The 26,323-nt window shown below is 60.2% G+C and carries 23 protein-coding genes; 15 read left to right on the forward strand and 8 right to left on the reverse strand.

The window, feature by feature from the left end; all coding sequences use genetic code 11:
- Positions 1–630 carry a response regulator transcription factor gene (locus ACM6I6_RS13625; protein WP_274077714.1) on the reverse strand — a complete coding sequence of 210 codons (630 nt, stop codon included), beginning with the start codon at positions 628–630 and terminating at the stop codon, positions 1–3.
- Positions 631–3,030, reverse strand: a complete 2,400-nt coding sequence (locus ACM6I6_RS13630; protein ID WP_414920044.1) for a PAS domain S-box protein — start codon at positions 3,028–3,030, stop codon at positions 631–633.
- A 73-nt stretch (positions 3,031–3,103) separates the two neighbouring features.
- Here ACM6I6_RS13630 and ACM6I6_RS13635 point away from each other — a divergent pair, with 73 nt between their 5' ends.
- A complete protein-coding gene (locus tag ACM6I6_RS13635; protein ID WP_414920045.1) occupies positions 3,104–4,081 on the forward strand; it encodes an alpha/beta hydrolase family protein in 978 nt (325 codons plus the stop codon).
- A gap of 15 nt (positions 4,082–4,096) precedes the next feature.
- Here ACM6I6_RS13635 and ACM6I6_RS13640 read toward each other — a convergent pair whose 3' ends face one another.
- From ACM6I6_RS13640 to ACM6I6_RS13650, 3 genes are read right to left on the reverse strand one after another with little or no spacing between them, the layout of a single operon-like run.
- Positions 4,097–4,867 carry a DnaJ domain-containing protein gene (locus ACM6I6_RS13640; RefSeq protein WP_274077717.1) on the reverse strand — a complete coding sequence of 257 codons (771 nt, stop codon included), beginning with the start codon at positions 4,865–4,867 and terminating at the stop codon, positions 4,097–4,099.
- Position 4,868: 1 nt separating this feature from the next.
- Positions 4,869–5,540 carry an N-acetylmuramate alpha-1-phosphate uridylyltransferase MurU gene (gene murU / locus ACM6I6_RS13645; protein WP_323608532.1) on the reverse strand — a complete coding sequence of 224 codons (672 nt, stop codon included), beginning with the start codon at positions 5,538–5,540 and terminating at the stop codon, positions 4,869–4,871.
- A complete protein-coding gene (locus ACM6I6_RS13650; RefSeq protein ID WP_414920046.1) occupies positions 5,537–6,556 on the reverse strand; it encodes an aminoglycoside phosphotransferase family protein in 1,020 nt (339 codons plus the stop codon). Before ACM6I6_RS13650 ends, murU begins: the two co-directional genes overlap by 4 nt.
- Before the next feature lie 130 nt (positions 6,557–6,686).
- Between ACM6I6_RS13650 and ACM6I6_RS13655 the strand changes: the two genes are divergently transcribed.
- From ACM6I6_RS13655 to ACM6I6_RS13705, 11 genes are all read left to right on the forward strand, one after another.
- Entirely contained in the window at positions 6,687–9,485 is a 2,799-nt protein-coding gene (locus tag ACM6I6_RS13655) for an LPS-assembly protein LptD (RefSeq protein WP_274077720.1), read from the forward strand.
- Positions 9,460–10,782, forward strand: a complete 1,323-nt coding sequence (gene surA, locus ACM6I6_RS13660; protein ID WP_274077721.1) for a peptidylprolyl isomerase SurA — start codon at positions 9,460–9,462, stop codon at positions 10,780–10,782. The genes ACM6I6_RS13655 and surA overlap by 26 nt, the downstream gene beginning before the upstream one ends.
- Positions 10,779–11,768, forward strand: a complete 990-nt coding sequence (gene pdxA, locus ACM6I6_RS13665) for a 4-hydroxythreonine-4-phosphate dehydrogenase PdxA (protein ID WP_323628432.1) — start codon at positions 10,779–10,781, stop codon at positions 11,766–11,768. Before surA ends, pdxA begins: the two co-directional genes overlap by 4 nt.
- Entirely contained in the window at positions 11,765–12,583 is an 819-nt protein-coding gene (gene rsmA / locus ACM6I6_RS13670; protein WP_274077723.1) for a 16S rRNA (adenine(1518)-N(6)/adenine(1519)-N(6))-dimethyltransferase RsmA, read from the forward strand. The genes pdxA and rsmA overlap by 4 nt, the downstream gene beginning before the upstream one ends.
- A 120-nt stretch (positions 12,584–12,703) precedes the next feature.
- Positions 12,704–13,084, forward strand: a complete 381-nt coding sequence (gene apaG / locus ACM6I6_RS13675; RefSeq protein ID WP_274077724.1) for a Co2+/Mg2+ efflux protein ApaG — start codon at positions 12,704–12,706, stop codon at positions 13,082–13,084.
- The gene (locus ACM6I6_RS13680; protein ID WP_414920047.1) at positions 13,084–13,968 is read left to right on the forward strand and encodes a symmetrical bis(5'-nucleosyl)-tetraphosphatase; all 885 of its coding nucleotides are present in this window, start codon (positions 13,084–13,086) and stop codon (positions 13,966–13,968) included. Before apaG ends, ACM6I6_RS13680 begins: the two co-directional genes overlap by 1 nt.
- Before the next feature lie 33 nt (positions 13,969–14,001).
- A complete protein-coding gene (gene glpE / locus ACM6I6_RS13685; RefSeq protein WP_274077726.1) occupies positions 14,002–14,331 on the forward strand; it encodes a thiosulfate sulfurtransferase GlpE in 330 nt (109 codons plus the stop codon).
- Between the two features lie 296 nt (positions 14,332–14,627).
- Entirely contained in the window at positions 14,628–16,550 is a 1,923-nt protein-coding gene (locus tag ACM6I6_RS13690; protein WP_008061555.1) for a PrkA family serine protein kinase, read from the forward strand.
- Positions 16,551–16,691: 141 nt separating this feature from the next.
- Positions 16,692–17,963 carry a YeaH/YhbH family protein gene (locus ACM6I6_RS13695; protein WP_008061553.1) on the forward strand — a complete coding sequence of 424 codons (1,272 nt, stop codon included), beginning with the start codon at positions 16,692–16,694 and terminating at the stop codon, positions 17,961–17,963.
- Entirely contained in the window at positions 17,960–19,522 is a 1,563-nt protein-coding gene (locus ACM6I6_RS13700; protein ID WP_274077727.1) for a SpoVR family protein, read from the forward strand. The genes ACM6I6_RS13695 and ACM6I6_RS13700 overlap by 4 nt, the downstream gene beginning before the upstream one ends.
- Before the next feature lie 63 nt (positions 19,523–19,585).
- Positions 19,586–20,809, forward strand: coding sequence for a multifunctional CCA addition/repair protein (locus ACM6I6_RS13705; protein ID WP_274077728.1), 1,224 nt, complete (start codon positions 19,586–19,588; stop codon positions 20,807–20,809).
- A gap of 89 nt (positions 20,810–20,898) precedes the next feature.
- Here ACM6I6_RS13705 and folK read toward each other — a convergent pair whose 3' ends face one another.
- Together folK and folB are read right to left on the reverse strand one after the other, a co-directional pair.
- Positions 20,899–21,417, reverse strand: coding sequence for a 2-amino-4-hydroxy-6-hydroxymethyldihydropteridine diphosphokinase (folK, locus tag ACM6I6_RS13710; RefSeq protein WP_274077729.1), 519 nt, complete (start codon positions 21,415–21,417; stop codon positions 20,899–20,901).
- Positions 21,408–21,764 (reverse strand): dihydroneopterin aldolase, encoded by a 357-nt coding sequence (folB, locus tag ACM6I6_RS13715; RefSeq protein WP_008051601.1) that lies wholly within the window; start codon positions 21,762–21,764, stop codon positions 21,408–21,410. Before folB ends, folK begins: the two co-directional genes overlap by 10 nt.
- A 74-nt stretch (positions 21,765–21,838) precedes the next feature.
- Here folB and plsY point away from each other — a divergent pair, with 74 nt between their 5' ends.
- On the forward strand, positions 21,839–22,408 hold the full coding sequence (gene plsY / locus ACM6I6_RS13720) for a glycerol-3-phosphate 1-O-acyltransferase PlsY (protein ID WP_323608539.1): 570 nt from the start codon (positions 21,839–21,841) through the stop codon (positions 22,406–22,408).
- Between the two features lie 23 nt (positions 22,409–22,431).
- Here the strand turns inward: plsY and tsaD are convergent, their stop codons facing one another.
- Positions 22,432–23,457 (reverse strand): tRNA (adenosine(37)-N6)-threonylcarbamoyltransferase complex transferase subunit TsaD, encoded by a 1,026-nt coding sequence (gene tsaD / locus ACM6I6_RS13725; RefSeq protein ID WP_274077731.1) that lies wholly within the window; start codon positions 23,455–23,457, stop codon positions 22,432–22,434.
- A gap of 199 nt (positions 23,458–23,656) precedes the next feature.
- Here tsaD and rpsU point away from each other — a divergent pair, with 199 nt between their 5' ends.
- Complete coding sequence (gene rpsU / locus ACM6I6_RS13730) at positions 23,657–23,872, forward strand: 30S ribosomal protein S21 (RefSeq protein ID WP_002551877.1); 216 nt, start codon at positions 23,657–23,659, stop codon at positions 23,870–23,872.
- A 480-nt stretch (positions 23,873–24,352) separates the two neighbouring features.
- On the forward strand, positions 24,353–26,320 hold the full coding sequence (gene dnaG / locus ACM6I6_RS13735; protein ID WP_274077732.1) for a DNA primase: 1,968 nt from the start codon (positions 24,353–24,355) through the stop codon (positions 26,318–26,320).
- The last annotated feature ends 3 nt before the right edge of the window (positions 26,321–26,323 follow it).

A 26,323-nucleotide genomic window follows, 5' to 3' on the forward strand; every position in this document is an offset into this window, starting at 1 on the left:
TCAGAGAAGTTTGTGTTCCATCGCGTATTTCACCAGCTCTGCCAGTGAGGTGATGTTGAGTTTCTGCATCAACCGCGCCTTGTGGGTGCTGATGGTTTTGCTGCTCAATGCCAGTTGCTGGGCGATGTCGTTGACGTTGGCGCCCTGGGCCAGGCGTTCGAACACGGAAAACTCACGTTCCGAGAGCAATGAGTGCAACGGCCGCGAGTCGGTCAGGCCGACTTCGAAGACCATCCGGTCAGCCAGGTCCGGGTCGATGTAGCGCCCTCCCGCGGCTACCCGGCGGATGGCTGTCAGCAACAGGGCCGGATCACTGTCCTTGGTGGCATAGCCCGCCGCACCAACCTTCAAGGCCCGCGCGGCCATCTGCGCCTCGTCGTGCATCGACAACACCAGGATCACCGGCGGATTGTTCAAGGCACGAATCCGCGGAATTGCCTCGAGGCCGTTGATCCCCGGCATGGAGATATCCAGCAGCACCACTTCGCAGGGCACGTGCCGCAAGGTCTCGAGCAACTGTTCGCCATTGCTCGCCTCCCCCACCACAAGCAAGTCCTTGGCCAGGCCGATCAATTGCTTGATGCCCTCACGCACGATGGTGTGGTCTTCGGCTACCAGTACACGGATCACTTACCTCTCCTCATCCAGGGGTACTCGCACGATCAGGGTCGTGCCCTCACCCGGCTCACTCTCAAGGGACAGCTGCCCGCCCATGATCAACACCCGCTCGCGCATGCCCACCACCCCAAAGGATGTCGGCCTGCCTCTCGAGGCGACAAATCCTACGCCATCATCGCTGACGGTCAGGCACAGGTCGTCACCCTCAATCGCCAAAGTCAGTTCGACAGTATGCGCCTGGGCGTGACGCATGACATTGGTCAAGGCCTCCTGAAGGATACGAAACAGGCCGATGGCCTTGGCATCACTGAGCACCGGCAAGTTTTCCGGCACCTGTACCAGACACGGAATCTGCGTACGCGCCTCGAAGCGACGTGCCTGCCACTCGATGGCCGAAGCAATCCCGGCGTCCAGAATCGGCGGTCGCAAAGCCGTCGCTACATCGCGTACCAGCTGGAACAGTTGGGCGATCAAACGCTTCATGCTGTTCAACCGCTCGTTCAACCCGGGATCGAGTTGTGCATAAGCCAGCTCGCACATGGACGTTTCCAGCTTGAGCACCGTCAACATCTGGCCCAGTTCATCGTGGACTTCCCGGGCAATACGGGCCTTTTCCTCTTCGCGCACGCTCTCCAGGTGCGCGGACAATTCCCGCAATTGCCCACGGGAGCTGGCCAGTTCCAGCTCGATGCGCTTGCTCTCGCTGATGTCCCAGACAATCCCATCCCAGACGTAGGCGCCATCCTCGAGTTGCCGGGTGATCGCCTTGATTTCAGCCCAACGCTGCTCGCCCTGTCGCGTCAGGATTCGCCCTTGCCAGGACCAGTCGCTGTCGGTGTCCAGCGCATGATCCTGGGTCTGGTGATAGCTCGCCTTGTCGTCCGGATGCACCAGGCTGCGCAGGCCTTTGTCACGATGGGCCAGGGTGGCCGGCGAGTAACCCACCAGGCTCTCGCTGCCTTCACTGATGTAGGCAAAGTCGATCTGGCCCGTCACCGGCGCCCGCTCCAGGCGAAAGACCAGGCCAGGCACATTCGCCGCGATCCCTTGCAAGCGCGCTTCACTTTCCTGCAGCGCCGCCAAGGCGCGACGCCTTTCGGTGACATCGGTCAGGTAGACCACCAGGTACTCGCCATCGCGAAAGCGCAGGAAGCTCAACGAGACATCGGCCGGCAGCACGCTGCCATCGGCCCTCAGGCAATGGGTTTCGAAACTTTGCGGCGCGTCGTCGCTGGCCCTGGCGCGCTTCCACAGGTTCAACCAGCGATCCATGTGCAGGCCGGGCTCGAACTCGATCAATGGCCGCTCGATGATCCCACCAGGCGGATAGCCCAGCATGGTTTCGGCGGCGCGGTTGGCGTAGCGCACGTGACTGTCCCAGTTCACCCACAGAATGCCGACGGTACTCTGGTCGATGGAAAACTGCGTGAGTCGCAGGGCTTCTTCGCTGGCGGCGCGCAGGGCAATGTCAGCCTGCGCCGCCGCCAGGCGTTGCTCCAGGCTGTGCTGCTGGCGCCGTTGCCAGAACACGATGGCCATGGCGCTGAGCGCCACTACCAGCATCAGCAGGCAGAGGTTTTGCCAGAACCCCGGGGATTCGCTGAGCCGAGGATACTTGGGTTGCAGCCATTGGTTGTGCAGCGCCTCCAGATCCTTGGCCGGGATCGCCCGCAGCGCGCTTTCGACAATACCGGCCAACTCTGGCAGGTCGCGCCGCGTGGCCACCCGCAGCAGCTGTGGCAAGCCGATATCCCCGACCACCACCAACCCGGCGAACTCCGGCTCGACGGACAGGCGCCCCAATTGCGCCTCGTCGACCACCGCGTAGGCCGCTTGCTGGCTCAGCAACAGCTGCAACGCCTGGCGTTCGACCGGCACCCCCTGCAGGTTCAAATGCGGGTAGTTGCCGCGCAGGTAATCGGCGGTGGCACTGGGCATGCGTACGGCGACGCGGGTTTGGCTGTCGAGTTTCTCCAGTTCCACCGCACCGGTGCTTTTCTGGTCGCTGACCACCAGTTGCGGCACCCGCATGTACGGATCGGAAAACTGCCAGAGGCGCAGACCGCCCGGGGTCTGGGTCAACCCCGGGGCGATGTCGATTTCGCCTGCGCGGGCGGCCGCTTCCAGTTGCTCCAGGTCAGGAAAGTTGCGCCAGCTCAGTTCCACCTTGAGCGACTTGGCGAGCCACTTCATCAGCTCGACATTGACCCCGGACAAGCGCTGCAAGCGGCGGTCGTACTGGGCGTAGGGCGCTTGCAACACCAACCCCACCCGCAGATCGCCCTGCTGCGCCAGCCATTGCTGCTGGCCTGCCGACAACGGCGCGACATGCGCCGGTGGCGCGGCGGCCGCCCAGCCCATCAAGGGCAACCACAAACAGCCGATAACCCACAGGCAGCGAAAAAGCATCATCGATCTCTCACACACTGACAAATACTGACCAACCCATTAGGCTGCCGGGATAACTTCTGGCCTGGAATATCCGATGCTCCCTGTCTACCGCCTGGCACTGCCAGCATTGTGCCTGTCGCTGATCCTGCCATGGGCTTTTTCCGCGGCAGCTGCCGCAGAGGCAAAACCCGCCGAAGAAAAACCACTCGAACGCCAACCATTGCCTGAGCGTAGTCAGGAAGAAGCCGCTGCACTCGAGCGAAAAATCCCGCTTCAAGAACAGCAACAACTGCAAGCGGGCAGCGATACATTCCTGGCCCTGTGGAAGCCGGCCAACTCCGCTGACCCCAAAGGCGCGGTGATTATCATCCCCGGCGCAGGCGAAACCGTTGACTGGCCGCAAGCAATCGGTCCGCTGCGTCGCCAATTGCCGGATGCGCAATGGAGCAGCCTGAGTATCACCCTGCCAGATTTGCAAAGTGATGCCATTGCGCCACGCGTGATGGAAGCCGCTCCAGCCCCCAAGGCCCCGGACGTCGGCAGCAAAGACTCGACCACCGCGGCCCCCATTGAACAGGCGGCGGGCGGCGAAGCCGAGGTGTTGGACAAGGCCGTCGCCGAAACCGCCGACGAGCAAAGCAAGGCTGACGCCGAGCGAATCTTCGCCCGAATCGACGCGGCCATCGCTTTTGCCGAACAGCAAAGCGCCCGCAGCATCGTCGTGCTGGGGCATGGCACGGGCGCCTATTGGGCCGCGCGGTATCTGAGCGAGAAGCAGACGGCGCAAGTCGAGCGCTTCGCCATGGTCGCCGCGCAGACGCCGGTCAAAGTGACACCTGAACTGGACGAACTCGCGCCAACCCTAAAGCTGCCCACCGTCGACCTCTTCTATATGGACAAGCCGCTGGATCGCAACGCGGCGCTGGCTCGCTTGCAGGCCACCAAGCGCGTGAAGACTTCGGCCTTCAGCCAGGTCTCGCTCAAGGCTTTGCCGGGCAATAACAAGGCACAACAGGAGCAATTGGTGCGCCGGGTGCGGGGCTGGTTGAATCCGCAAAGTGCGGCGGACTGATTGACCGGATCGCTGCTAGCGAAAATCCCGCCGCTGACGAATCAACGTATAGGCATTGTGCAGCTCGCGCGTCTTGTCGGTGGCCTCGCGAACCTGCGATGCCGTTGCACCACTGCCGGCAATCTTGTCCGGGTGATGGCGACTGAGCAGGCGTCGATAGGCACGCTTGATCTGGGCGGGCTCACTGGTGGCGGACACCCCCAGCAACCGCAAGGCGTCCTGATAGCTTGTAATGACACTGCTGACCGGCGGTCGATGCTGCGGCTCGTAATCGGTTGCCAGCCCCTTGACCTGTGGCGCGCTCCACCCCAGCCAACTGCCCCACTGGAACAGCAGTTCACGCTCGCGGGTACCGGCATGACCATCGGCCCAAACCATCCGCCAGCAAGCGCGCAAGACCCCTTCTGCGGCAAAAGGCTGAGACCTCAGCCGGAGCAGATGACCCCGCAACCGGTCACTGCCCGCCTTGCCCCGATTGAACGCGGCAATCGCCCGTCGCTGTGCCGATTCGGACATTTCCAGGGCACGCATCTCCGCACGGGCCTGCTGGATATGCCCCTCCACTACCCTTCCATCACACTTGGCCAGGCGCCCCAGTAATACAAACAGCAACTCGTCGTTGCGCAGGACCGGTCGCCCCCCGAGCTTTTCGCGTAGATGCGCCCAACTTTGCAGGGCCAGGTGCCTGTCCAGCACCTGCCCCATCAAGGCCCCAAGCATGGCCCCGGGAATACTGGCGATGGCAAAGCCCGCTCCGGCTCCGATCAGAGTCCCTGGCCACAGCATGTCAGCGGCTCGCTTCGATCAGGGATTCAGCTTCCGCCAGGCGCTCGTGGGTGCCGACATCGACCCAAAGACCTTTCAGACGTTCGCCGGTCACTTGCCCTTCAGCCATGGCCTTGCGCAACAATGGCGCAAGCTTGAACGCCCCTGCCGAGCAGCCATCGAACAGCTGTGGATGCAGCACGGCGATACCGCTGTAGGTCAGGGTGGCGGCGTCCGGCTGACCGTCCCGGACCTGGTCACCGGTCAGGCTGAAGTCGCCGGCGAGGTGATGGGGTGGGTTGTCGGCCAGCACCAGGTGCGCCAGCCCGGCGATGGGTTGATGCAGCACGCTGAAGTCATAGTCGGTCCAGATATCCCCGTTGACGACAAGGAAAGCCTCGCCACCCAACAACGGCAACGCGCGGAAGATTCCGCCACCGGTTTCCAAGGGTTCGCCTTCGGCGGAGTAGCGAATGCTGACACCGTAGCGCGATCCATCGCCGAGATAGTCTTCGATCTGCTGGCCGAGCCAGGCATGATTGATCACAATCTCGGTAAACCCGGCAGCGGCCAACGCTCGCAGGTGGTACTCGATCAGCGGCACGCCACCTGCGCGGACCAGCGGCTTGGGCGTGGTCAGGGTCAAGGGACGCATGCGCTCGCCCTTGCCCGCCGCCAGAATCATTGCCTTCATGCCGGCACTCCAGCACGCAGGCTGGCCAGCAGAACATCCAGTTCAGCCAGCTCAGGACGCCGCGCGATCACTGCATCCATATAAGCAAAGAAGCGTGGCACATCAGCCAGGTAACGCGGCTTGCCATCCCGGTGGCAAATGCGCGCGAAGATACCGATCACTTTCAGGTGACGCTGCACCCCCATCAGGTCGCTGGCGCGCAAAAAGTCTTCAAAGTCAGGCTGCACCGGAATATCCAGCGCAGCCGCTTGCTGCCAGTAATTTTCCTGCCAGCCGCGCACGCGCTCCTCGGGCCAACTGAGGAAGGCATCCTTGAACAGGCAGGTCACGTCGTAGGTGACAGGACCGTAGACGGCGTCCTGAAAGTCCAGCACACCGGGATTGGGTTCGCTGAGCATCAGGTTGCGCGGCATGTAGTCGCGGTGCACCAGGACTTTCGGCTGGGCCAATGCACTGTCGATCAACAGATCGCTGACCTGCTGCCAGAGCACTTGCTGCGCCGCATCGAACTCGATGCCCAACTCATGCTTGACGTACCACTCGGGGAACAACTCCAGCTCGCGGCGCAACAACGCCACATCGTAACTCGGCAATGGCGCAACCATCGGCAACTGCTGGAACGCCAGGAGCGCTTGCAGGGCATCCTTGAACAAATCGTCGGCGTTTTCGCTGTCGATCACATCCAGGTACGTCTTCGTGCCCAGGTCATTGAGCAAAAGAAATCCGCGTTCAAGGTCTTCGGCGTAGATTTTCGGCACATTTATTCCGGATTTCGCCAGCAGAAAAGCGATATCCACGAAAGGCTTGCAGTTTTCCTGGGGCGGTGGCGCATCCATCACGATCAGGCTTCTGCCTGCGCCTTCCCAACGGAAATAGCGCCGAAAACTCGCGTCGCTGCTGGCCGCAGTCAACGTGGCCGGGGGGACGGCACCCCATCCCTGTTGCGCAAAAAGGATTGCCAGCTGTTCATCGAGCCAAACTTTCAGGTGTTGCAAACGTAGATCTTGGTCAGGCATTGCAAGGGTCTCCGACGGCGCTAGCCGTCAAGCGGGTCATGCTTTATTATCCAGCATCTTTTTCAGACCATCGAGAGGCGTGCGGCCCACACCGCGGGCAGATGGCACGCAGGAAGCCCGGACTATTAAGATGGCATTGAAATCCCCCGCGTTTCGTAAAAAATTTCCGTTGTTGATGACCGGCAGTTTGCTGGCTCTGCAACCCTTGGCCACCCCTTTCGTGGTCGCCGCGGAACAGTATGACTGCTCGGCCTCCGCTTCGGGAGCCTGGAGTTGTGCGCCAAAATCGCCGGCGGCTGCATTGCCACCTCGTCCGGTCCACGACGGCAGCGCAGTCAGCGCCACCGGCGAGACACCCGCCGAAACGGGTACCAGCGAAGACACGGGGGCCAAACCCGCACTGGTCACCGAATCCAAAGGCCGTGGCCTGAAGTCGCGTAGCGCAGACTACAGCCACCTCGACTGGGTTCCGCGCGAGCAGCTCACTGCAGCACAATTGGCCGAAACCGGTCCTTATTGCTCTGGTTCCTATATCGAACCGACTCGTCCTGGCATGAATGACAAGACGAATAAAAGTGACGCCCCAACCTTTATCGGCGCCAAAGCCTCCCGCTACAAGCAGGATGAGCAAGTCGCCACCCTGGCCGGTGACGTGGTCATGCGCCAGGGCAGCATGCAGGTCGAGGCCGACGAAGCCAACCTTTACCAGGCCGAGAGCCGTGGTGAGCTAAGCGGCAACGTGCGCATTCGCGACAACGGCGCACTGATCGTGGGCGACCACGCGGATGTGCAACTCGATACCGGTGAAGCCAAGGTCGACAACGCCGAATACGTGATGCACAAATCCCGTATCCGCGGTAACGCGCTGTACGCCAAGCGTGCCGAGAACGCGATCATCCGCCTCAAGGATGGTACGTACACCACGTGCGAGCCGAACAGCAACGCCTGGCAGCTCAAGGGCAACAACATCACCCTGAACCCGGCCACCGGCTTCGGTACCGCGACCAACGTGACACTGCGGGTCAAGGACATTCCGGTCCTGTACACGCCGTATATCTACTTCCCGATCGACGACCGTCGTCAATCCGGCTTCCTGCCGCCGACCATCGGCACAGGCACCGATACCGGCTTCCTGCTGGTCACGCCGTATTACTTCAACCTGGCACCGAACTACGATGCCACGTTGTACCCGCGCTACATGAGCGATCGCGGCCTGTTGATGGAAGGCGAATTCCGCTACCTGACCAAGTCCAGCGAAGGTCAGTTCGGCGCCGCATACCTCAATGACGAGAACGACGATCGCAAGCTGCAGACCGATTACGAAAAAACCCGCTACATGTACAACTGGCAGCACAAGGGTGGTCTTGATTCGCGTGTGCTGACAGAAGTCGACTACACCAAGATCAGCGATCCTTATTACTTCCAGGATCTGCAGACTGACCAGATCGGTGTGAAAAGCGCCGACTACGTGAACCAGCAAGGTGTCGTCAGCTACCGTGGCGACAGCTACACCGCTCGCGTGAATGCCCAGGCTTATCAACTGGCGACCGTGTCGAACATCACGCCGTACGATCGCTTGCCGCAGATCACCTTCAACGGTGCGCTGCCGGATCGTCCAGGCGGCCTGAATTTCACCTATGACACCGAGCTCGTACGGTTTGACCGGGACTTGAAGAACGGCAACTTCACCGATGAAGATGGCAACGTAGAGCCGCGCCTCGACACCAACGTTCAGGGTCTGGCCCGCGCCAATGGCGATCGCCTCAACCTTGCGCCAGCGGTCAGCTATCCGATGGAGGCAAGCTATGGCTTCCTCACGCCAAAACTCAAGTACCAGTACACGCAATACCAACTGGATCTCGACAGCATCGGCAAAAGCCAGGTTGCCGCGCAGACTGCAGAACAGGACCGCCTCAACGGCACGTTCGACAGCAACCAGAACCGTGGCGTGCCAATCGCCAGCATCGACAGCGGCCTGTATTTCGATCGCAAGACCAACTGGTTCGGCAAAGACTATAACCAGACCCTTGAGCCACGCCTGTTCTACCTCTACGTACCCGAGAAGGACCAGGAAGACATTCCGGTATTCGACACCAGCGAATACACCTTCAGCTATGGGTCGCTGTTCCGCGACAACCGCTTCTCTGGCTCTGACCGTGTCGGCGACGAGAACAAACTGTCCCTGGGCGTGACCAGTCGCTGGATCGAAGAAAACGGCTTCGAGCGCCAACGCATCAGCGTCGGCCAGGCTTTATACTTCAAGGATCGCGAAGTCCAATTGCCGGGTATCGATGCAAAAACCCGCGAAGACGCGCACTCTGACGTTTCTCCTTATGCGCTGGAGTACGAATACCGCTGGAACCGCGACTGGCGCACCACTGCCGATTACAACTGGGACCCGGACAGCCGCAGCCCTCGTTCGGGCAGCGCGATGTTCCACTACCAGCCTGAAGACAACCCGAACAAGGTCATCAACGCCGGCTATCGCTATCGCAATGACCAGGTTCGTTATGACCAGAACTCCGGTACATGGCAGGTCGGCGGTGGTGACTATGGCACCCCGGGCACTCCTGGCTACGTGAAGGACTACTACAAGATCGAACAGCACGACTTCTCGGTGATCTGGCCGGTCGTGCCGCAATGGAACGTCATCAGCCGCTGGCAGTACGACTACAACCGCAACCGTACCCTGGAAGCCTTTGGTGGCTTCGAGTACGACAACTGCTGCTGGAAACTGCGCCTGATCAACCGTTACTGGGTCGATTATGACGAAACCAGTCAAGACGCTCCGGAAAACGAAAAAGGCGACCATGGCGTCTTCCTCCAAATTGTTCTGAAGGGACTCGGCGGCCTCACTGGCTCCAAAGTAGAGAGTTTCCTCGACAAAGGCATCCAAGGTTATCGTGAACGTGAAGACCAAGCTTTCTGATTGTCTGCGCCCGCTTTTGCTGGGCGCGCTGTTCCTGGGTACCGCGGCCAACGCCGCGGTACAGTCCATCGATAAAGTGGTGGCCATTGTCGACAACGACGTGGTCATGCAGAGCCAACTGGACCAACGGGTCCATGAAGTCCAGCAAACCATCGCCAAGCGCGGCTCGGCCGTGCCACCGGCCAGCGTACTGGAGCAACAGGTGCTTGAGCGCCTGATCGTCGAGAACCTGCAACTGCAGATCGGCGAACGTTCCGGCATCCGTATTACCGATGAAGAACTGAACCAGGCTGTCGGCACCATTGCCCAGCGCAATAACATGTCGATCGAGCAATTCCGCGCTGCCCTGACTCATGACGGCCTGTCCTACGATGACGCGCGTGACCAGATCCGACGTGAAATGGTCATCAGCCGTGTGCGCCAGCGCCGGGTGGCCGAGCGAATCCAGGTGTCCGAGCAGGAAGTGAAGAACTTCCTCGCTTCAGACCTGGGCAAAATGCAGCTGTCCCAAGAGTTCCGCCTGTCCAACATCATGATTGCCACGCCGGAAAGCGCCAATTCCGAGGCCATTCAGGCTGCAGCCAAACAGGCTGACGCGGTGTACCAGCAGCTCAAGCAAGGCGCTGACTTCGCTCAATTGGCCCTCGCCAAATCCGCCAGCGAAACCGCACTGGAAGGCGGCGACATGGGCTGGCGTAAAGCCGCACAGTTGCCACCTCCGTTCGATCAGCTGCTGAGCACCATGGCGGTTGGCGACATCACTCAGCCAATGCGCACGCCAGGTGGCTTCATCATCCTGAAGATCACCGGCAAACGTGGTGGTGAAGCCCAGGTACGCGACGAAGTGCATGTCCGCCACATCCTGGTCAAACCAAGCCCGATTCGTGACGAAGCTAAAACCAAGGCCTTGGCCGAGTCGCTCTACAGCCGCATCGAATCGGGTGAAGACTTCGGCGAACTGGCGAAAAGCTACTCGGAAGATCCGGGTTCCGCGCTCAATGGCGGCGACTTGAACTGGATCGACCCGAGCGTACTGGTTCCAGAGTTCCGCGAAGTGATGGCCAAGACCCCGCAAGGTCAGCTGTCCAAGCCGTTCCAGACTCAATACGGCTGGCACGTCCTGGAAGTCCTTGGCCGTCGCGCCACAGACAGCACCAACCAGGCTCGCGAGCAACAAGCGATGACCGTACTGCGTAACCGCAAATACGATGAAGAGCTGCAAACCTGGCTGCGTCAGATCCGTGACGAAGCGTACGTGGAAATCAAACTCCCTGGCGCCGACCAGGCAGCGCAGTGAAACCCCAACGTTTCGCGCTGACACCCGGCGAACCAGCCGGCATAGGTCCCGACCTGTGCCTGCTGCTCGCCTCGCACGCCCAGCCACACCCCCTGATTGCCATCACCAGCCGCGACCTGCTCCTTGAGCGGGCCGCGCAGCTGGGTGTGGCTGTCGATGTGCTGCCCGTCACGCCGGACAACTGGCCGGATGCTCCCGCTCCCGCCAACAGCCTGTATGTCTGGGATACACCGCTCAACGCCAAGGTCGTCGCCGGGCAACTGGACAAGGCCAATGCCGCTTTCGTCCTGGAAACCCTGACCCGAGCGGGCCAAGGCTGCCTGGATGGGCATTTTGCCGGCATGATCACCGCCCCGGTGCACAAAGGCGTGATCAATGAATCCGGTATCGCCTTTTCCGGGCACACGGAATTCCTCGCTGACCTGACCCATACCGCGCAAGTGGTGATGATGCTCGCCACTCGCGGGCTGCGCGTGGCGCTGGTCACTACTCACCTGCCTCTGCGCGAGATTGCCGATGCGATCACACCTGAGCGGCTGGAGCGGGTCACGCGAATCCTGCACACCGACCTGCAACAAAAATTCGGCATTGCCCAGCCACGCATCCTGGTGTGCGGGCTCAACCCCCATGCCGGTGAAGGCGGACATCTGGGCCATGAAGAAATCGATATCATCGAACCCACGTTAGAGCGCTTGCGCGGCGAAGGCATGGACCTGCGCGGCCCCTTGCCCGCCGACACTCTGTTTACCCCCAAATATCTGGAGCACTGCGATGCAGTGCTGGCGATGTACCACGACCAGGGCCTGCCTGTGCTGAAATACAAAGGCTTCGGCGCAGCAGTCAATGTGACCCTCGGCTTGCCGATCATCCGCACATCGGTCGACCACGGCACCGCCCTGGACCTGGCCGGCAGCGGCAAGATCGACACCGGCAGCCTGCAAGTCGCCCTGGAAACCGCCTACCAGATGGCCGAGACCCGTCTATGACCGAGCAATACCAACACAAGGCGCGCAAGCGCTTTGGCCAGAACTTCCTGCACGATGCTGGCGTTATCGACCGCATCCTGCGCTCCATTCATGCCAAGGCCGAAGACCGTCTCCTGGAAATCGGCCCTGGCCAGGGCGCATTGACCCAAGGCCTGCTCAGCAGCGGCGCCCAGCTCGACGTGGTGGAACTGGACAAGGACCTGATCCCGATCCTCAACCAGCAATTCGCCGGCAAGAGCAACTTCAACCTGCATCAGGGTGATGCGTTGAAGTTCGATTTCACCAGCCTGAATGCCGCACCTGGCAGCCTGCGCGTGGTCGGTAACCTGCCCTACAACATCTCCACGCCGCTGATTTTCCACCTGCTGCACAACGCGCACCTGATTCGCGACATGCACTTCATGCTGCAAAAGGAAGTGGTCGAGCGCCTGGCGGCAGGGCCTGGTGGCGGTGACTGGGGCCGGCTGTCGATCATGGTCCAGTACCACTGCCGGGTCGAACACCTGTTCAACGTAGGGCCTGGTGCGTTCAATCCGCCACCCAAAGTCGACTCGGCCATCGTGCGCCTGGTGCCCCACGCGGTGCTGCCGCACCCGGCCAAGGACCACCGTTTGCTGGAGCGTGTCGTGCGCGAGGCATTCAACCAGCGCCGCAAAACCCTGCGCAACACACTCAAGCTGTTGCTGAGCAACGCCGAAATCGAAGCCGCTGGCGTCGATGGCAGCTTGCGGCCCGAACAGCTCGATCTGGCGGCCTTCGTACGCCTTGCCGATAAGCTAAGCGAACAAGTCCTACAGAAAGCCGCGGACGTCTGACAGAACTGAAGCGTTATCGGGTAGGACACCAGCGTTTATGTCTGGTTTACTATCCGATACCTGGCCTAGACTGATCATCAGTCATGCCCCGCGTTCCGCTTCGTTTTTAAGGCCCTTTGCATGTCCGATCCTCGTTATCAGGTCGACGTCAGCGTCGTCACCCGCTATCTGGCAGAACAGTCGCAACCCGAGCAAGAGCGTTTTGCCTTCGCGTATACCATCACCGTGCAAAATAACGGCTCGCTAGCGGCCAAACTGTTGTCTCGGCATTGGGTCATCACCGATGGCGACGGGCATGTCGAGGAAGTTCGCGGTGCGGGCGTGGTTGGCCAGCAACCGCTGATCGAGCCGGGCGAAAGCCATACCTACAGCAGCGGCACCGTCATGACATCCAAGGTCGGTACCATGCAGGGTACCTACGAGATGCGCGCCGATGACGGCAAACATTTCGATGCCATCATCGCCCCGTTCCGCCTGGCGGTGCCCGGAGCCTTGCACTAATGGCAACCTATGCCGTTGGCGACCTGCAAGGCTGCCTCGACGCATTGCAATGCCTGCTCAAGAAGGTCGCCTTCGACCCGGCAAGCGATCGCCTGTGGCTGGTGGGCGACCTGGTCAACCGCGGCCCGCAGTCGCTGGAAACCTTGCGCTTCCTCTATAGCATCCGCGAATCGCTGGTGTGCGTGCTCGGCAACCATGACCTGCACTTGCTGGCGGCCGGGAAGAACATCGAGCGCCTGAAGAAAGCCGACACCCTTCGCGAGATTATCGAAGCCCCGGACAGCGCCGAGTTGATGGAATGGCTGCGCCAGCAAAAACTCATGCACTACGACGAACAGCGCAACGTTGCGATGGTGCATGCCGGCATTCCACCGCAATGGTCGCTGCGCAAAGCGCTGAAATACGCTGCCGAAGTCGAGACCGCCCTGCGCGACGACAACCTGCTGCCACCCTACCTCGATGGCATGTACGGGAACGATCCGGCGAAATGGGACAGCGACCTCAAGGGCGTGACGCGCCTACGGGTGATTACCAACTATTTCACGCGCATGCGCTTTTGTACGGCCGAGGGCAAGCTTGACCTCAAGAGCAAGGAAGGCCTCGACACGGCACCGGCAGGCTACAAACCGTGGTTCCAGCACAAGGAGCGCAAGACCAGGGACCTGAAGATCATCTTCGGCCACTGGGCAGCGCTGGAAGGCAAGGTCCAGGAGCCGAACATCTCGGCCCTCGACACCGGCTGCGTCTGGGGCGGTGCCCTGACCCTGATGAATGTCGACACGGGCGAACGCCTGTCCTGCAAATGCGACGAACATGGCCATGCCGCCGCGCCGCCAGTCCCCCCACAGATTTCCGAACCATCGTCAGCCAGCGCCCCGCGCTAGACTGCGCTTTCAGCCGAGCCAAAGGAGCCCGCCATGAGCGAATTCAAACGTATCCCCCCGGAACAGGCCCAGGCCCTGCGCGAACAAGGCGCAGTGGTGGTCGACGTCCGCGATCCCGCGACCTTTGCCGCCCTGCACATCAGCGGCTCCAGGCATCTGGACAACCACTCCCTGCACGCCTTCATCCAGGGCGCCGACCTGGACGCGCCAACCGTGGTGGTCTGCTATCACGGCAACTCCAGCCAGGGCGCCGCCGCCTACCTGATCAGCCAGGGTTTCTCCGACGTCTACAGCATGGATGGCGGTTTTGAGCTGTGGCGTACGACTTACCCTACGGAAACGGCGCAAGGCACCAGCGAATAATTTTTTTGTCATGTGCAAGCCCCAGCCACCGCGGGCTTGCGCGGTGGCAGACGAACGGTCAGCCACAACTAATTACGTATCTCGCCTTTACCTCCCGAATTCCCAACTATCCTTAAGCGCAGGCCATCCAAAACAGGGGAGAGCCGGTACACCGGCGCACGGGTCATCGGGAGTAGCTTTCGGGGTAGTCAGCTCCGAAAGAGTTCTGGGGGGTAAACAGCGACTGCCTGTTCGGTTGCTGCCAGCATCGACTGAGTGATCCGGCGTCGGCTCCACGTATCGAGCGAGGTGACGTCATGAGTATCTTTAGCCACTTCCAACAACGTTTCGAGTCCACACGCCAGGAAGAACTCTCGCTGCAAGAGTATCTGGAGTTGTGCAAAAAGGACCGTAGCGCCTACGTTTCCGCCGCCGAGCGTCTGTTGCTGGCCATCGGCGAACCGGAACTCCTCGACACCTCGACCAACTCGAGGCTGTCGCGAATCTTCTCCAACAAGGTGATCCGCCGCTATCCGGCCTTTGAAGACTTCCACGGGATGGAAGAATGCATCGACCAGATCGTGTCGTATTTCCGCCATGCCGCCCAAGGCCTGGAAGAGAAGAAACAGATCCTTTATCTGCTCGGCCCCGTTGGCGGTGGTAAATCGTCCCTGGCCGAAAAACTCAAGCAACTGATGGAAAGAGTGCCCTTCTACGCGATCAAGGGCTCGCCGGTATTCGAATCGCCCCTGGGTCTGTTCAACGCCACTGAAGATGGCGCGATCCTCGAGGAAGATTTCGGCATCCCGCGGCGCTACCTCAACACCATCATGTCGCCATGGGCCACCAAACGCCTGGCCGAATTCGGCGGCGACATCAGCCAGTTCCGCGTGGTCAAACTCTACCCGTCGATCCTCAACCAGATCGCCGTGGCCAAAACCGAGCCGGGCGATGAAAACAACCAGGACATCTCGGCACTGGTGGGCAAGGTCGATATCCGCAAACTGGAAGAATTCCCACAGAACGACGCCGATGCCTACAGCTATTCGGGCGCACTGTGCCGGGCCAACCAGGGCCTGATGGAATTCGTCGAAATGTTCAAGGCGCCGATCAAGGTCCTGCACCCATTGCTGACCGCGACCCAGGAAGGCAACTACAACAGTACAGAAGGTCTCGGTGCGATTCCGTTCACCGGGATCCTGCTGGCCCACTCCAACGAATCGGAATGGCACACCTTCCGCAACAACAAGAACAACGAGGCGTTCATCGACCGGATCTACATCGTCAAAGTGCCGTACTGCCTGCGGGTCAGTGACGAGGTGAAGATCTACGACAAGTTGCTGTTCAACAGCTCGCTGGCCAAAGCCCATTGCGCGCCCGACACTTTGAAAATGCTTGCCCAGTTCACTGTGCTTTCACGTCTGAAGGAACCGGAAAACTCCAACATCTACTCCAAGATGCGGGTGTACGACGGCGAAAACCTCAAGGACACCGATCCGAAGGCCAAGTCGATCCAGGAGTATCGCGACAACGCCGGTGTCGACGAAGGCATGAACGGCCTGTCGACCCGCTTCGCGTTCAAGATCCTGTCCAAGGTCTTCAACTTCGATCCTCACGAAATCGCCGCCAACCCGGTGCACCTGCTGTACGTGCTCGAGCAACAGATCGAGCAGGAACAGTTCCAGGCCGAAACCCGTGAACGCTACCTGCGCTTCCTCAAGGAGTACCTGGCACCGCGTTACATCGAATTCATCGGCAAGGAGATCCAGACCGCCTACCTCGAGTCCTACAGCGAGTACGGACAGAACATCTTCGATCGCTACGTGCTGTACGCAGACTTCTGGATCCAGGATCAGGAGTATCGCGACCCGGAAACCGGCGAAATCCTCAACCGTGTTGCGCTGAACGAAGAACTGGAGAAAATCGAAAAACCGGCCGGCATCAGCAATCCGAAGGATTTCCGCAACGAAATCGTCAACTTTGTGCTGCGCGCCCGTGCCAACAACAACGGCAAGAATCCGACCTGGCTCAGCTACGAAAAACTGCGGGTGGTCATCGAGAAGAAAATGTTCTCCAACACCGAGGACCTCCTGCCAGTCATCAGCTTCAACGCCAAGGCCAGCAAAGAGGACCAGCAGAAACACAACGACTTCGTCACTCGAATGGTCGAGCGCGGTTACACAGACAAACAGGTACGGCTGCTGTCCGAGTGGTACCTGAGGGTCAGAAAGTCCCAGTAAGGGAGCTGCAAGCGGCACGCGACACCGCCCCACCGAAAACGCGTTGTTGGCGTAAATGTGGCCATATGTCGCGCGCCGCTTGTTTCTGAAGCTTCTGTCTTGCAGCTTGAAGCTTATGACTCGAAGCTCCCCGGAGGGCCTATGAGCTATGTGATCGACCGACGTCTCAATGGCAAGAACAAGAGCACGGTGAACCGCCAGCGGTTTCTGCGGCGTTACCGTGATCACATCAAAAAGGCTGTCGAAGAGGCGGTCAGCCGGCGTTCCATTACCGATATGGAACACGGCGAGCAAATCAGCATCCCGGGGCGCGACATCGACGAACCGGTGCTTCACCACGGACGCGGCGGCAAACAGACCGTCGTGCACCCGGGCAACAAGGAATTCACCAGCGGCGAACACATTGCCCGGCCACCTGGGGGTGGCGGCGGCAGAGGACCTGGCAAGGCCGGCAACTCGGGCGAAGGGATGGACGAGTTCGTCTTCCAGATCACCCAGGAAGAATTCCTCGAGTTCATGTTCGAAGACCTTGAACTGCCAAACCTGGTCAAGCGCAACCTGACCGGCACCGACACCTTCAAGACCGTGCGCGCGGGGATCAGCAACGAGGGCAACCCCTCGCGGATCAACATCATCCGAACCCTGCGCTCAGCCCACGCACGGCGAATCGCCCTGTCCGGCAGCAGCCGGGCGAAACTGCGCGAAGCCAAGGAGGAACTGCTGCGACTCAAGCAGGAAGAACCGGACAACTTCGGCGATATCCAGGAACTTGAGGCAGAAATCGAAAAACTCAGCGCGCGTATTCACCGCGTACCCTTTCTCGACACCTTCGACCTCAAGTACAACCTGCTGATCAAACAACCCAACCCCAGCTCGAAGGCGGTGATGTTCTGCCTCATGGACGTTTCCGGTTCGATGACCCAGGCGACCAAGGACATCGCCAAGCGCTTCTTCATCCTGCTGTACCTGTTTCTCAAGCGTAACTACGACAAGATCGACGTGGTGTTCATCCGCCACCACACCAGTGCCCGCGAAGTGGACGAGGAGGAGTTCTTCTACTCCCGAGAAACCGGCGGCACCATCGTGTCCAGCGCCTTGAAGTTGATGCAGGAAATCATGGCCGAGCGCTATCCGGCCAACGAGTGGAACATCTACGCTGCCCAGGCCTCCGACGGCGACAACTGGAACGACGATTCGCCTATTTGTCGCGACATCCTGATCAACCAGATCATGCCATTCGTGCAGTACTACACTTACGTTGAGATTACCCCACGGGAACATCAGGCCCTGTGGTTCGAGTACGAGCGCATCGCTGAAGCCTTTTCCGACACTTTTGCCCAGCAACAACTGGTCTCGGCCGGGGATATCTATCCGGTCTTCCGTGAACTCTTCCAGCGCAGGTTAGTGACATGACCGCCAAAGAGCAGAAGCGCCAACCCATATCCACCGGATCGGAATGGACGTTCGAGCTGATCCAGGCCTACGACCGTGAAATCAGTCGTATTGCAGCTCGCTACGCGCTCGATACGTACCCTAACCAGATCGAAGTGATCACCGCTGAACAGATGATGGACGCCTACGCCTCCGTCGGTATGCCGCTGGGGTATCACCACTGGTCCTACGGCAAACATTTTCTCAGCACCGAAAAGTCCTACACACGCGGTCAGATGGGGCTGGCCTACGAAATCGTGATCAACTCCGACCCGTGCATCGCCTACCTCATGGAGGAAAACACCATCTGCATGCAGGCGCTGGTGGTGGCGCATGCGTGCTACGGGCACAACAGCTTCTTCAAGGGCAATTACCTGTTCCGCACCTGGACCGATGCCAGCTCGATCATCGATTACCTGGTGTTCGCCAAGCAGTACATCATGCAGTGCGAAGAGCGCCATGGCATCGATGCGGTCGAAGACTTGCTCGACTCCTGCCACGCATTGATGAACTACGGTGTTGATCGCTACAAACGTCCCTACCCTATTTCTGCCGAGGAAGAACGACGCCGGCAAAAGGACCGGGAAGAACACCTGCAGAAGCAGATCAACGATCTGTGGCGCACCATTCCCAAAGGCGCAGACAAGTACAGCGACAAGGACAACGCGCGCTTCCCCGCCGAACCGCAGGAGAACATCCTGTACTTCATCGAAAAACATGCACCGTTGCTGGAGCCCTGGCAGCGGGAAATCGTGCGGATTGTGCGCAAGATCGCCCAGTATTTTTATCCTCAACGCCAGACCCAGGTCATGAACGAAGGCTGGGCCACATTCTGGCACTACACCCTGATGAACGACCTGTACGACGAAGGCCTGGTGACCGACGGTTTCATGATGGAGTTCCTGACTTCCCATACCAGCGTGGTCTTCCAGCCTGGCTTCGACAGCCCCTATTACAGTGGTATCAACCCCTACGCCCTGGGCTTTGCCATGTACCGCGACATACGGCGCATGTGCGAAGAACCTACTGAAGAGGATTACCGCTGGTTCCCGGACATTGCCGGCACCGACTGGCTGGCAGCCATCAAGTTCGCCATGAGCAGCTTCAAGGATGAGAGTTTCATCCTGCAGTACCTTTCACCCAAAGTGATCCGCGACCTCAAGCTGTTCAGCATTCTCGATGACGACCAGAAAGACGATCTACTGGTACCGGCCATTCATGACGAAGGTGGTTATCGCATCATCCGTGAAACCCTGGCCGCCCAATACAACCTGGGCAATCGCGAACCCAACGTGCAGATCTACAGCATCGACAGACGCGGCGACCGCTCTCTGACCCTGCGCCACCAGCAACACGACCGTAAACCGCTGGGAGAGTCCACCGAGGAAGTGCTCAAGCACCTGCATCGCCTCTGGGGCTTTGATATTCACCTGGAAACCCTGCAGGGTGACCAGATCATGAAAACCCACCATGTGCCACCGAGGGGCGAACACGCCGAAGGCGATTACGGCCGGCTGGACCTGGCTGTCATCCATTTGTGATGCCGTTTATGCCTCCGAACGCTCGAAGCAAGGGTTATCCTGTCGAGCTAACGGAGGTTTTTCATGCAGATTTATAAAGTTGGCGGCGCGGTACGCGATCGCCTGCTCGGCATAGCTGTCACCGATATCGACCGGGTGGTGGTTGGCGCGACCACTGAAGAGATGCTCGCCCAGGGTTATCGGCCTGTAGGCGCTGACTTTCCGGTGTTTCTTCATCCGAAAACCGGCGAGGAATATGCCCTCGCCCGCACCGAACGCAAAAGCGGACGCGGTTATGGCGGGTTCACGTTCCACGCCAGCCCAGACGTGACCCTCGAAGAAGACCTGATACGCCGCGACCTGACGATCAACGCGATGGCCGAAGACGATCAGCAGAACCTGACCGACCCCTACCACGGCCAGCGCGATCTCGAGGCCCGTGTACTGCGCCACGTTTCCCCCGCGTTTGCCGAAGATCCGCTCAGGGTCTTGCGCGTTGCTCGCTTCGCCGCACGCTACGCCGAACTCGGCTTCACTGTCGCTCCCGAAACCCTCGATCTGATGCGCCAGCTCAGTGAGTCAGGCGAACTCCAGGCACTGACGGCTGAGCGCAGCTGGAAAGAAATCTCCCGCGCCCTGATGGAAAATCAGCCACAGGTGTTTATCGAGGTATTGCGCGCGTGTGGCGCGCTCGAAGTGCTGATGCCGGAAGTCGACGCACTGTTCGGCGTCCCGCAACCGGCAGCCCACCACCCGGAAATCGACACCGGCGCCCACACCCTGAGCGTGCTGCAGCAAGCGGCACAGCACAAACAACCGCTGACCGTGCGCTGGGCCTGCCTGCTGCATGACCTGGGTAAGGGGCTGACGCCAGAGGAGCAGTGGCCGCGTCACATTGCCCATGAGTCCAAAGGACTGAAGTTGATCAAAGCGGTCAACGAACGCTTCAAGGCACCGAGGGATTGCCAGGAGCTGGCGTTGCTGGTGGGCGAGTACCACACCCACGGTCATCGCGCACTGGAACTGAAACCATCGACCTTGCTGGAGCTACTGCAGAGCTTCGACGTTTACCGTCGGCCGCAGCGGTTCGAGGAATTCATCGCCGCTTGTGAGATGGATGCGCGAGGGCGGAAGGGGCTGGAGCAGAGAAGTTATCCACAGGCCGATTACCTGCGCGGGGCGGCGACGGTGGCGCGTAGCGTGGCGGTTCAGCCGTTGCTGGAGCAGGGATTCAAAGGGCCTGAGCTGGGCGAGGCAATCAAGCGTGAACGGCTCAAGGCGTTGAAAGCTTATAAGGAACAAGCCTAAGCAAGATCACAAGATCGCAGCCTGCGGCAGCTCCTACACAGGAATATGCGTTTCCATGTAGGAGCTGCCGCAGGCTGCGATCTTTTGCTTTAAAGCAAATCGGACGGGGTTAATGGCTGCCCACGCCACTCAAATGCCACCGGCGCAAGCACTTGATCAATCTGCGCTTCGGCCCACAACGCGGCGAAACTTTTACCTACACCCGGGTGCACGCGATCCGGCGCAATCAGCGACAACGGCCACAATACAAAGGCATTTTTAAGAATTTCCGCCCTCGGCAGTACCAGGCCATCGAAGTTGCCCACCAGGTCACCGAACAGCAACACGTCGATATCCAGAGGCAAACCTCGGCGATCAGGCGCGTAACGCCCATTATCGGCCTCAATGAACTTTAATCGGCGATCCAGCTCCATCAGCGGCAAGTCGGTACAGGCCGACACCACGAAATTGAAGAACGGCCCGCTCTTGATCCCCACTGGCTGGCTTTCGAAGACCGCCGAGCAACGCATATCCACCAAAAAACCCGCCAGTGCTTCCAGGCCGGCCTGCAAATGGGTTTCGCGCTCGATATTGCTGCCGAGCCCGAGATATACCTGAGTCAGCGACATCCGCGCTCGATCTCCACGCCCACGCCACCGGTAGCGGCAGGAACCGCGCCTGGCTTGGTCAGTTTGAGGCGCATCCAGGTGATCTTGAATTCGCTCATCAGCACTTCAACCAGCCGCTCGGCAAAGGTCTCGACCAGCTGGAACTGCGCCTGCTCGGCAAAGGCCTGGATGCGCGACGAAACGCTCGCGTAATCCAGCGCCAGGGTCAGGTCATCGCCAGCGGCGGCCGGACGATTATCCCAGGCGAAACTCAGGTCAAGCCGCAAGCACTGTCGGATGCCTCGCTCCCAGTCATAGGCACCGATCACGGTGTCGACTTCCAGGCCCTCGATAAACACTCTGTCCAAGCACTTTTCTCCGCTACACGACAAGGGCGCAATGCGCCGTTAGAATCAGGGCGTCCTCGCCCGGAATAGTTAGCATGTTTTGGTTACTGGCGACCCTCGCCTACCTGCTCGGCTCTCTGTCCTTCGCCATTTTGCTCAGCCGCCTGACCGGTACCCCCGATCCGCGAATGAGTGGCTCGGGCAATGCCGGCGCCACCAACATGTTGCGCCTGGCCGGCAAGAAACTCGCCATTCTGACCCTGCTCGGCGACCTCTGCAAAGGCCTGTTGCCCGTACTGATCGCCAGCCTCGCAGGCCTGTCACTGCAGGATCAGGCCTGGATCGGCGTTTGCGCCGTTATCGGTCACCTGTTCCCGCTGTACTTCCGCTTTCGCGGTGGCAAGGGTGTCGCCACCGCTGCCGGCATGCTGCTGGGGCTGTACCCGCCAGCAGCCTTGATGGCGGTCTGCGCCTGGCTGCTGACGTTCTACCTGACCCGTACCAGCTCGCTGGCCGCCTTGATCGCCACGCCCCTGACCCTGCCACTGCTGGCCTGGCAAGAACCGGCAGCGCTGCTGCCCATGTGCGCCCTGACCGCAATGATCGTCTGGCGCCACCGGGGCAATCTACGCGACCTGTTTGCCGGGCGCGAACGGCATTTTTAGCAGCCAGCCATGAGCGCCGCTCATCACAGGGGCGACAACTGCTCCATCGGCCACCGCGCCTGCACACTGATCGCCAGGCTTTCCTGCTGGCCAGCCTGCAGGCGCTGGCAACCGGCAAACGCAATCATGGCGCCGTTATCGGTGCAGAACTGCGGACGGGCGTAAAAAACATCGCCCTTCAGGTCGCCGAGCATTTTTTCCAGGGAGGAGCGAAGCGCCTTGTTGGCACTGACGCCTCCAGCGATCACCAGGCGCTTCATGCCAGCCGCTTTCAGGGCGCGCTTGCACTTGATGGTCAAAGTCTCCACCACGGCCTGCTGGAACGCCAGCGAGATGTCGCAACGGGCTTGCTCACCGTCGTCTCCGGCACTCACACACTGCTGCCAGGTGTTCAGGGCGAAGGTTTTCAAGCCGCTGAAGCTGAAGTCCAGCCCAGGGCGGTCGCACATCGGACGCGGGAAAACGAAACGTCCTGCAACGCCCTGCTCGGCCAGCCGAGCGATTTCCGGGCCACCCGGATAATTGAGCCCCATCATCTTCGCGGTCTTGTCGAAGGCCTCGCCTGCGGCGTCATCCAAGGTTTCGCCCAGCAGCGTGTACTGACCGATTCCGTCGACCTGAACCAACTGTGTATGACCACCCGACACCAACAAAGCGACGAACGGAAATTCCGGCGGCTGAGACTCCAGCATCGGCGCCAGCAAATGGCCTTCCATGTGGTGCACGCCCAGCGCTGGAATGCCCCAGGCAAAGGCCAGCGCCTGGGCACAGGAAGCACCCACCAGCAATGCACCGACCAGGCCGGGGCCCGCGGTATAAGCGATGGCGTCGATCTCGGTCGGCACGCAGTCGGCTTCGGCCAACACCTGACGAATCAAGGGCAGCATGCGCTTGACGTGGTCACGCGAGGCCAGCTCCGGCACTACGCCACCATAGGCGCGGTGCAGGTCGATCTGGCTGAACAGCGCGTCGGCCAACAGACCGCGTTCACTGTCGTAAAGCGCGACACCGGTTTCGTCGCAAGAGGTTTCTAATCCCAGTACTAGCATGGGTTTGCGCCTTGTTTAGGCTGAATTCGAAGGCGCGCATAATAGTCGCCGCGTGATGCCCCGACCAGCGGTTTTCGATCAGAGGCTTTGCATTCCGTGCGATGAGGGGTTAACATCCGCAACCCTTAAAAACCGACGTCTTCAAGTGCTCTTTTGCCGCGAGGATGTTGACCCCGGTAATGAATGAAGGTAGCTCTGGATGCCAGCCGTCAAAGTAAAAGAGAACGAACCCTTCGACGTAGCTCTGCGTCGTTTCAAGCGCTCCTGCGAAAAAGCCGGTGTACTGGCTGAAGTTCGTAGCCGCGAATTTTACGAGAAGCCAACTTCTGAGCGTAAGCGCAAAGCAGCAGCCGCTGTTAAGCGTCACGCCAAGAAAGTTCAGCGCGAACAGCGCCGCGCCGTTCGCCTGTACTAATACACAGACGATCGTAGCAAGCTTCTGCCAAGCCCGGCTTCACGCCGGGCTAATGGCATTTGCGTAAAACGCTTGATGCTTCACCGTCGAAGCCGCAGACGCGACCGAGACAAATCTGCTTCACTGCGTCAGACCTGGCTCTTTTGCCAGCGGTGCACGTCTTTTCTGACGAGCCTTTCAAGGCTACTGACGAGCACACCCACTGATTCCTCTCACGACGATCAGCCCAAGGCACCTGTTTGCGTGCCGAAAAAGAGCTATCCGAGACCCTTGACGGGCGCAGCCGGATTCAGCGCAACACTTTCAAACAGTCGAATACTGATGAGTAGTAACGTCAGTGGATTTTCGGCAGATACACTTCCCGACAGCGATTATGCAGGCGATACCGGTCGAGCAGCACATTTTGCGTGCCTCAAGCAATGACCCGCGCTCAGCTACCCTTCGCTTCGGTTCCTTTTCAGCGCAGACGACGAGAACGCCATGGCCGGGCTGATTCCCCAGAGCTTCATTGACGACCTTCTGAACCGCACCGACATCGTCGACGTGGTCAGCTCGCGCCTGCAACTGAAAAAGGCCGGCAAGAACCATACGGCCTGTTGCCCGTTCCACAAAGAGAAAACACCCTCTTTCAGCGTGAGCCCCGACAAGCAGTTCTATTACTGTTTCGGCTGCGGCGCTGGCGGTAACGCCCTGGGTTTCATCATGGACCACGACAACCTGGACTTCCCCCAGGCTGTCGAAGAACTGGCCAAGGCCGCCGGGATGGAAATCCCCCGGGAAGAAAGCGGGCGCCCGCACAAGCCGCGCCAGCCCACCGATTCGCCGCTGTACCCGTTGCTTACGGCCGCCGCCGACTTCTATCGCCAGGCCCTGAAAAGCCATCCGGCGCGCAAAGCCGCAGTGGACTACCTGAAAGGTCGCGGGCTGACCGGTGAAATCGCCCGGGACTTCGGCCTCGGTTTTGCGCCACCTGGCTGGGACAACCTGTTCAAGCACTTGAGCAGCGACACCCTGCAACAAAAAGCCATGATCGATGCCGGCCTGCTGATCGAAAACGCCGAAACCGGCAAACGCTACGACCGCTTTCGTGATCGCGTGATGTTCCCGATCCGCGACAGTCGCGGGCGCATCATCGCGTTTGGCGGCCGGGTGCTGGGCGACGACAAGCCCAAGTACCTCAACTCGCCGGAAACCCCGGTCTTCCATAAAGGCCAGGAACTCTACGGCCTGTACGAAGCGCGCAAGAACAACCGCAACCTCGACGAAATCATCGTCGTCGAGGGCTACATGGACGTCATCGCCCTCGCCCAGCAAGGCTTGCGCAATGCCGTCGCGACCCTGGGCACCGCCACCAGCGAAGAGCACATGAAACGGCTGTTTCGCGTCGTGCCCAGCGTGCTGTTCTGCTTCGACGGCGACCAGGCCGGCCGCAACGCCGCCTGGCGAGCCCTCGAAGCCACGCTGTCGAGCCTGCAGGATGGCCGTCGCGCGCGATTCCTGTTCCTGCCCGAAGGCGAAGACCCGGACACCCTGGTCCGCTCCGAAGGCACCGACGCCTTCCGCGCACGCATCAACCAGCACGCGCAGCCATTGGCCGATTATTTTTTCCAGCAACTGACGGAAGAAGCCGACCCGCGCTCACTCGAAGGCAAGGCCCACATGGCCACCCTGGCAGCACCGCTGATCGACAAAGTGCCAGGGGCCAACCTGCGCATCCTGATGCGCCAGCGCCTCAGCGAAATCACCGGCCTGAGCGGGGAAGCCGTCAGTCAGCTGGTGCAAAGCGCTCCGCAAGAAGCGCCACCGGCCTACGATCCGGGCATCGATTACGACGCGATGCCCGACTACAGCGACTATCATCAGCCGCAATCGCAGGAAATGTACGTTCCGCAGCAGGAATGGACGCCGAAGAAACCCGGCGCAGGCGGCAAGAAATGGGACAAGAAGCCGTGGGACAAGAACGGCAAGCGGGGTGGTGATCGCGATCAACCCCGCGCGCCCAGGGTGCCGGCGGCCGTAGAGCCTCCGACGCTCGCCGCGTTGCGCACACTGCTCCACCACCCGCAACTGGCCGAAAAAGTCGAGGATGCCGGGCATTTTGCCGCCGAGGACCACACCAACACGCAACTGCTGGTGGCGCTGCTCGAAGCCGTACAGAAGAATCCCAAGCTAAACTCATTTCAGTTGATTGCGCGCTGGCACGGCACGGAGCAAGGACGTTTGCTCAAGGCGCTGGCGGAAAAGGAATGGCTGATTGACGGAGATAACCTTGAACAACAGTTTTTCGACACCATTACTAGCTTGTCAGCCCGCCAACGCGAGCGAAATCTGGAACAACTGCTCAGGAAAGCCCGACAAAGCGAGCTGAGCACAGAAGAGAAAAACCAACTGCGCGACCTATTAAGTCGCAATGTTTCCGCATCAAGCCCGACCTCAACTGGCGCGTGAGGT

It is taken from the genome of Pseudomonas sp. IT-P218 (assembly GCF_949767605.1).
In the GTDB taxonomy this organism is placed as follows: domain Bacteria; phylum Pseudomonadota; class Gammaproteobacteria; order Pseudomonadales; family Pseudomonadaceae; genus Aquipseudomonas; species Aquipseudomonas putida_AE.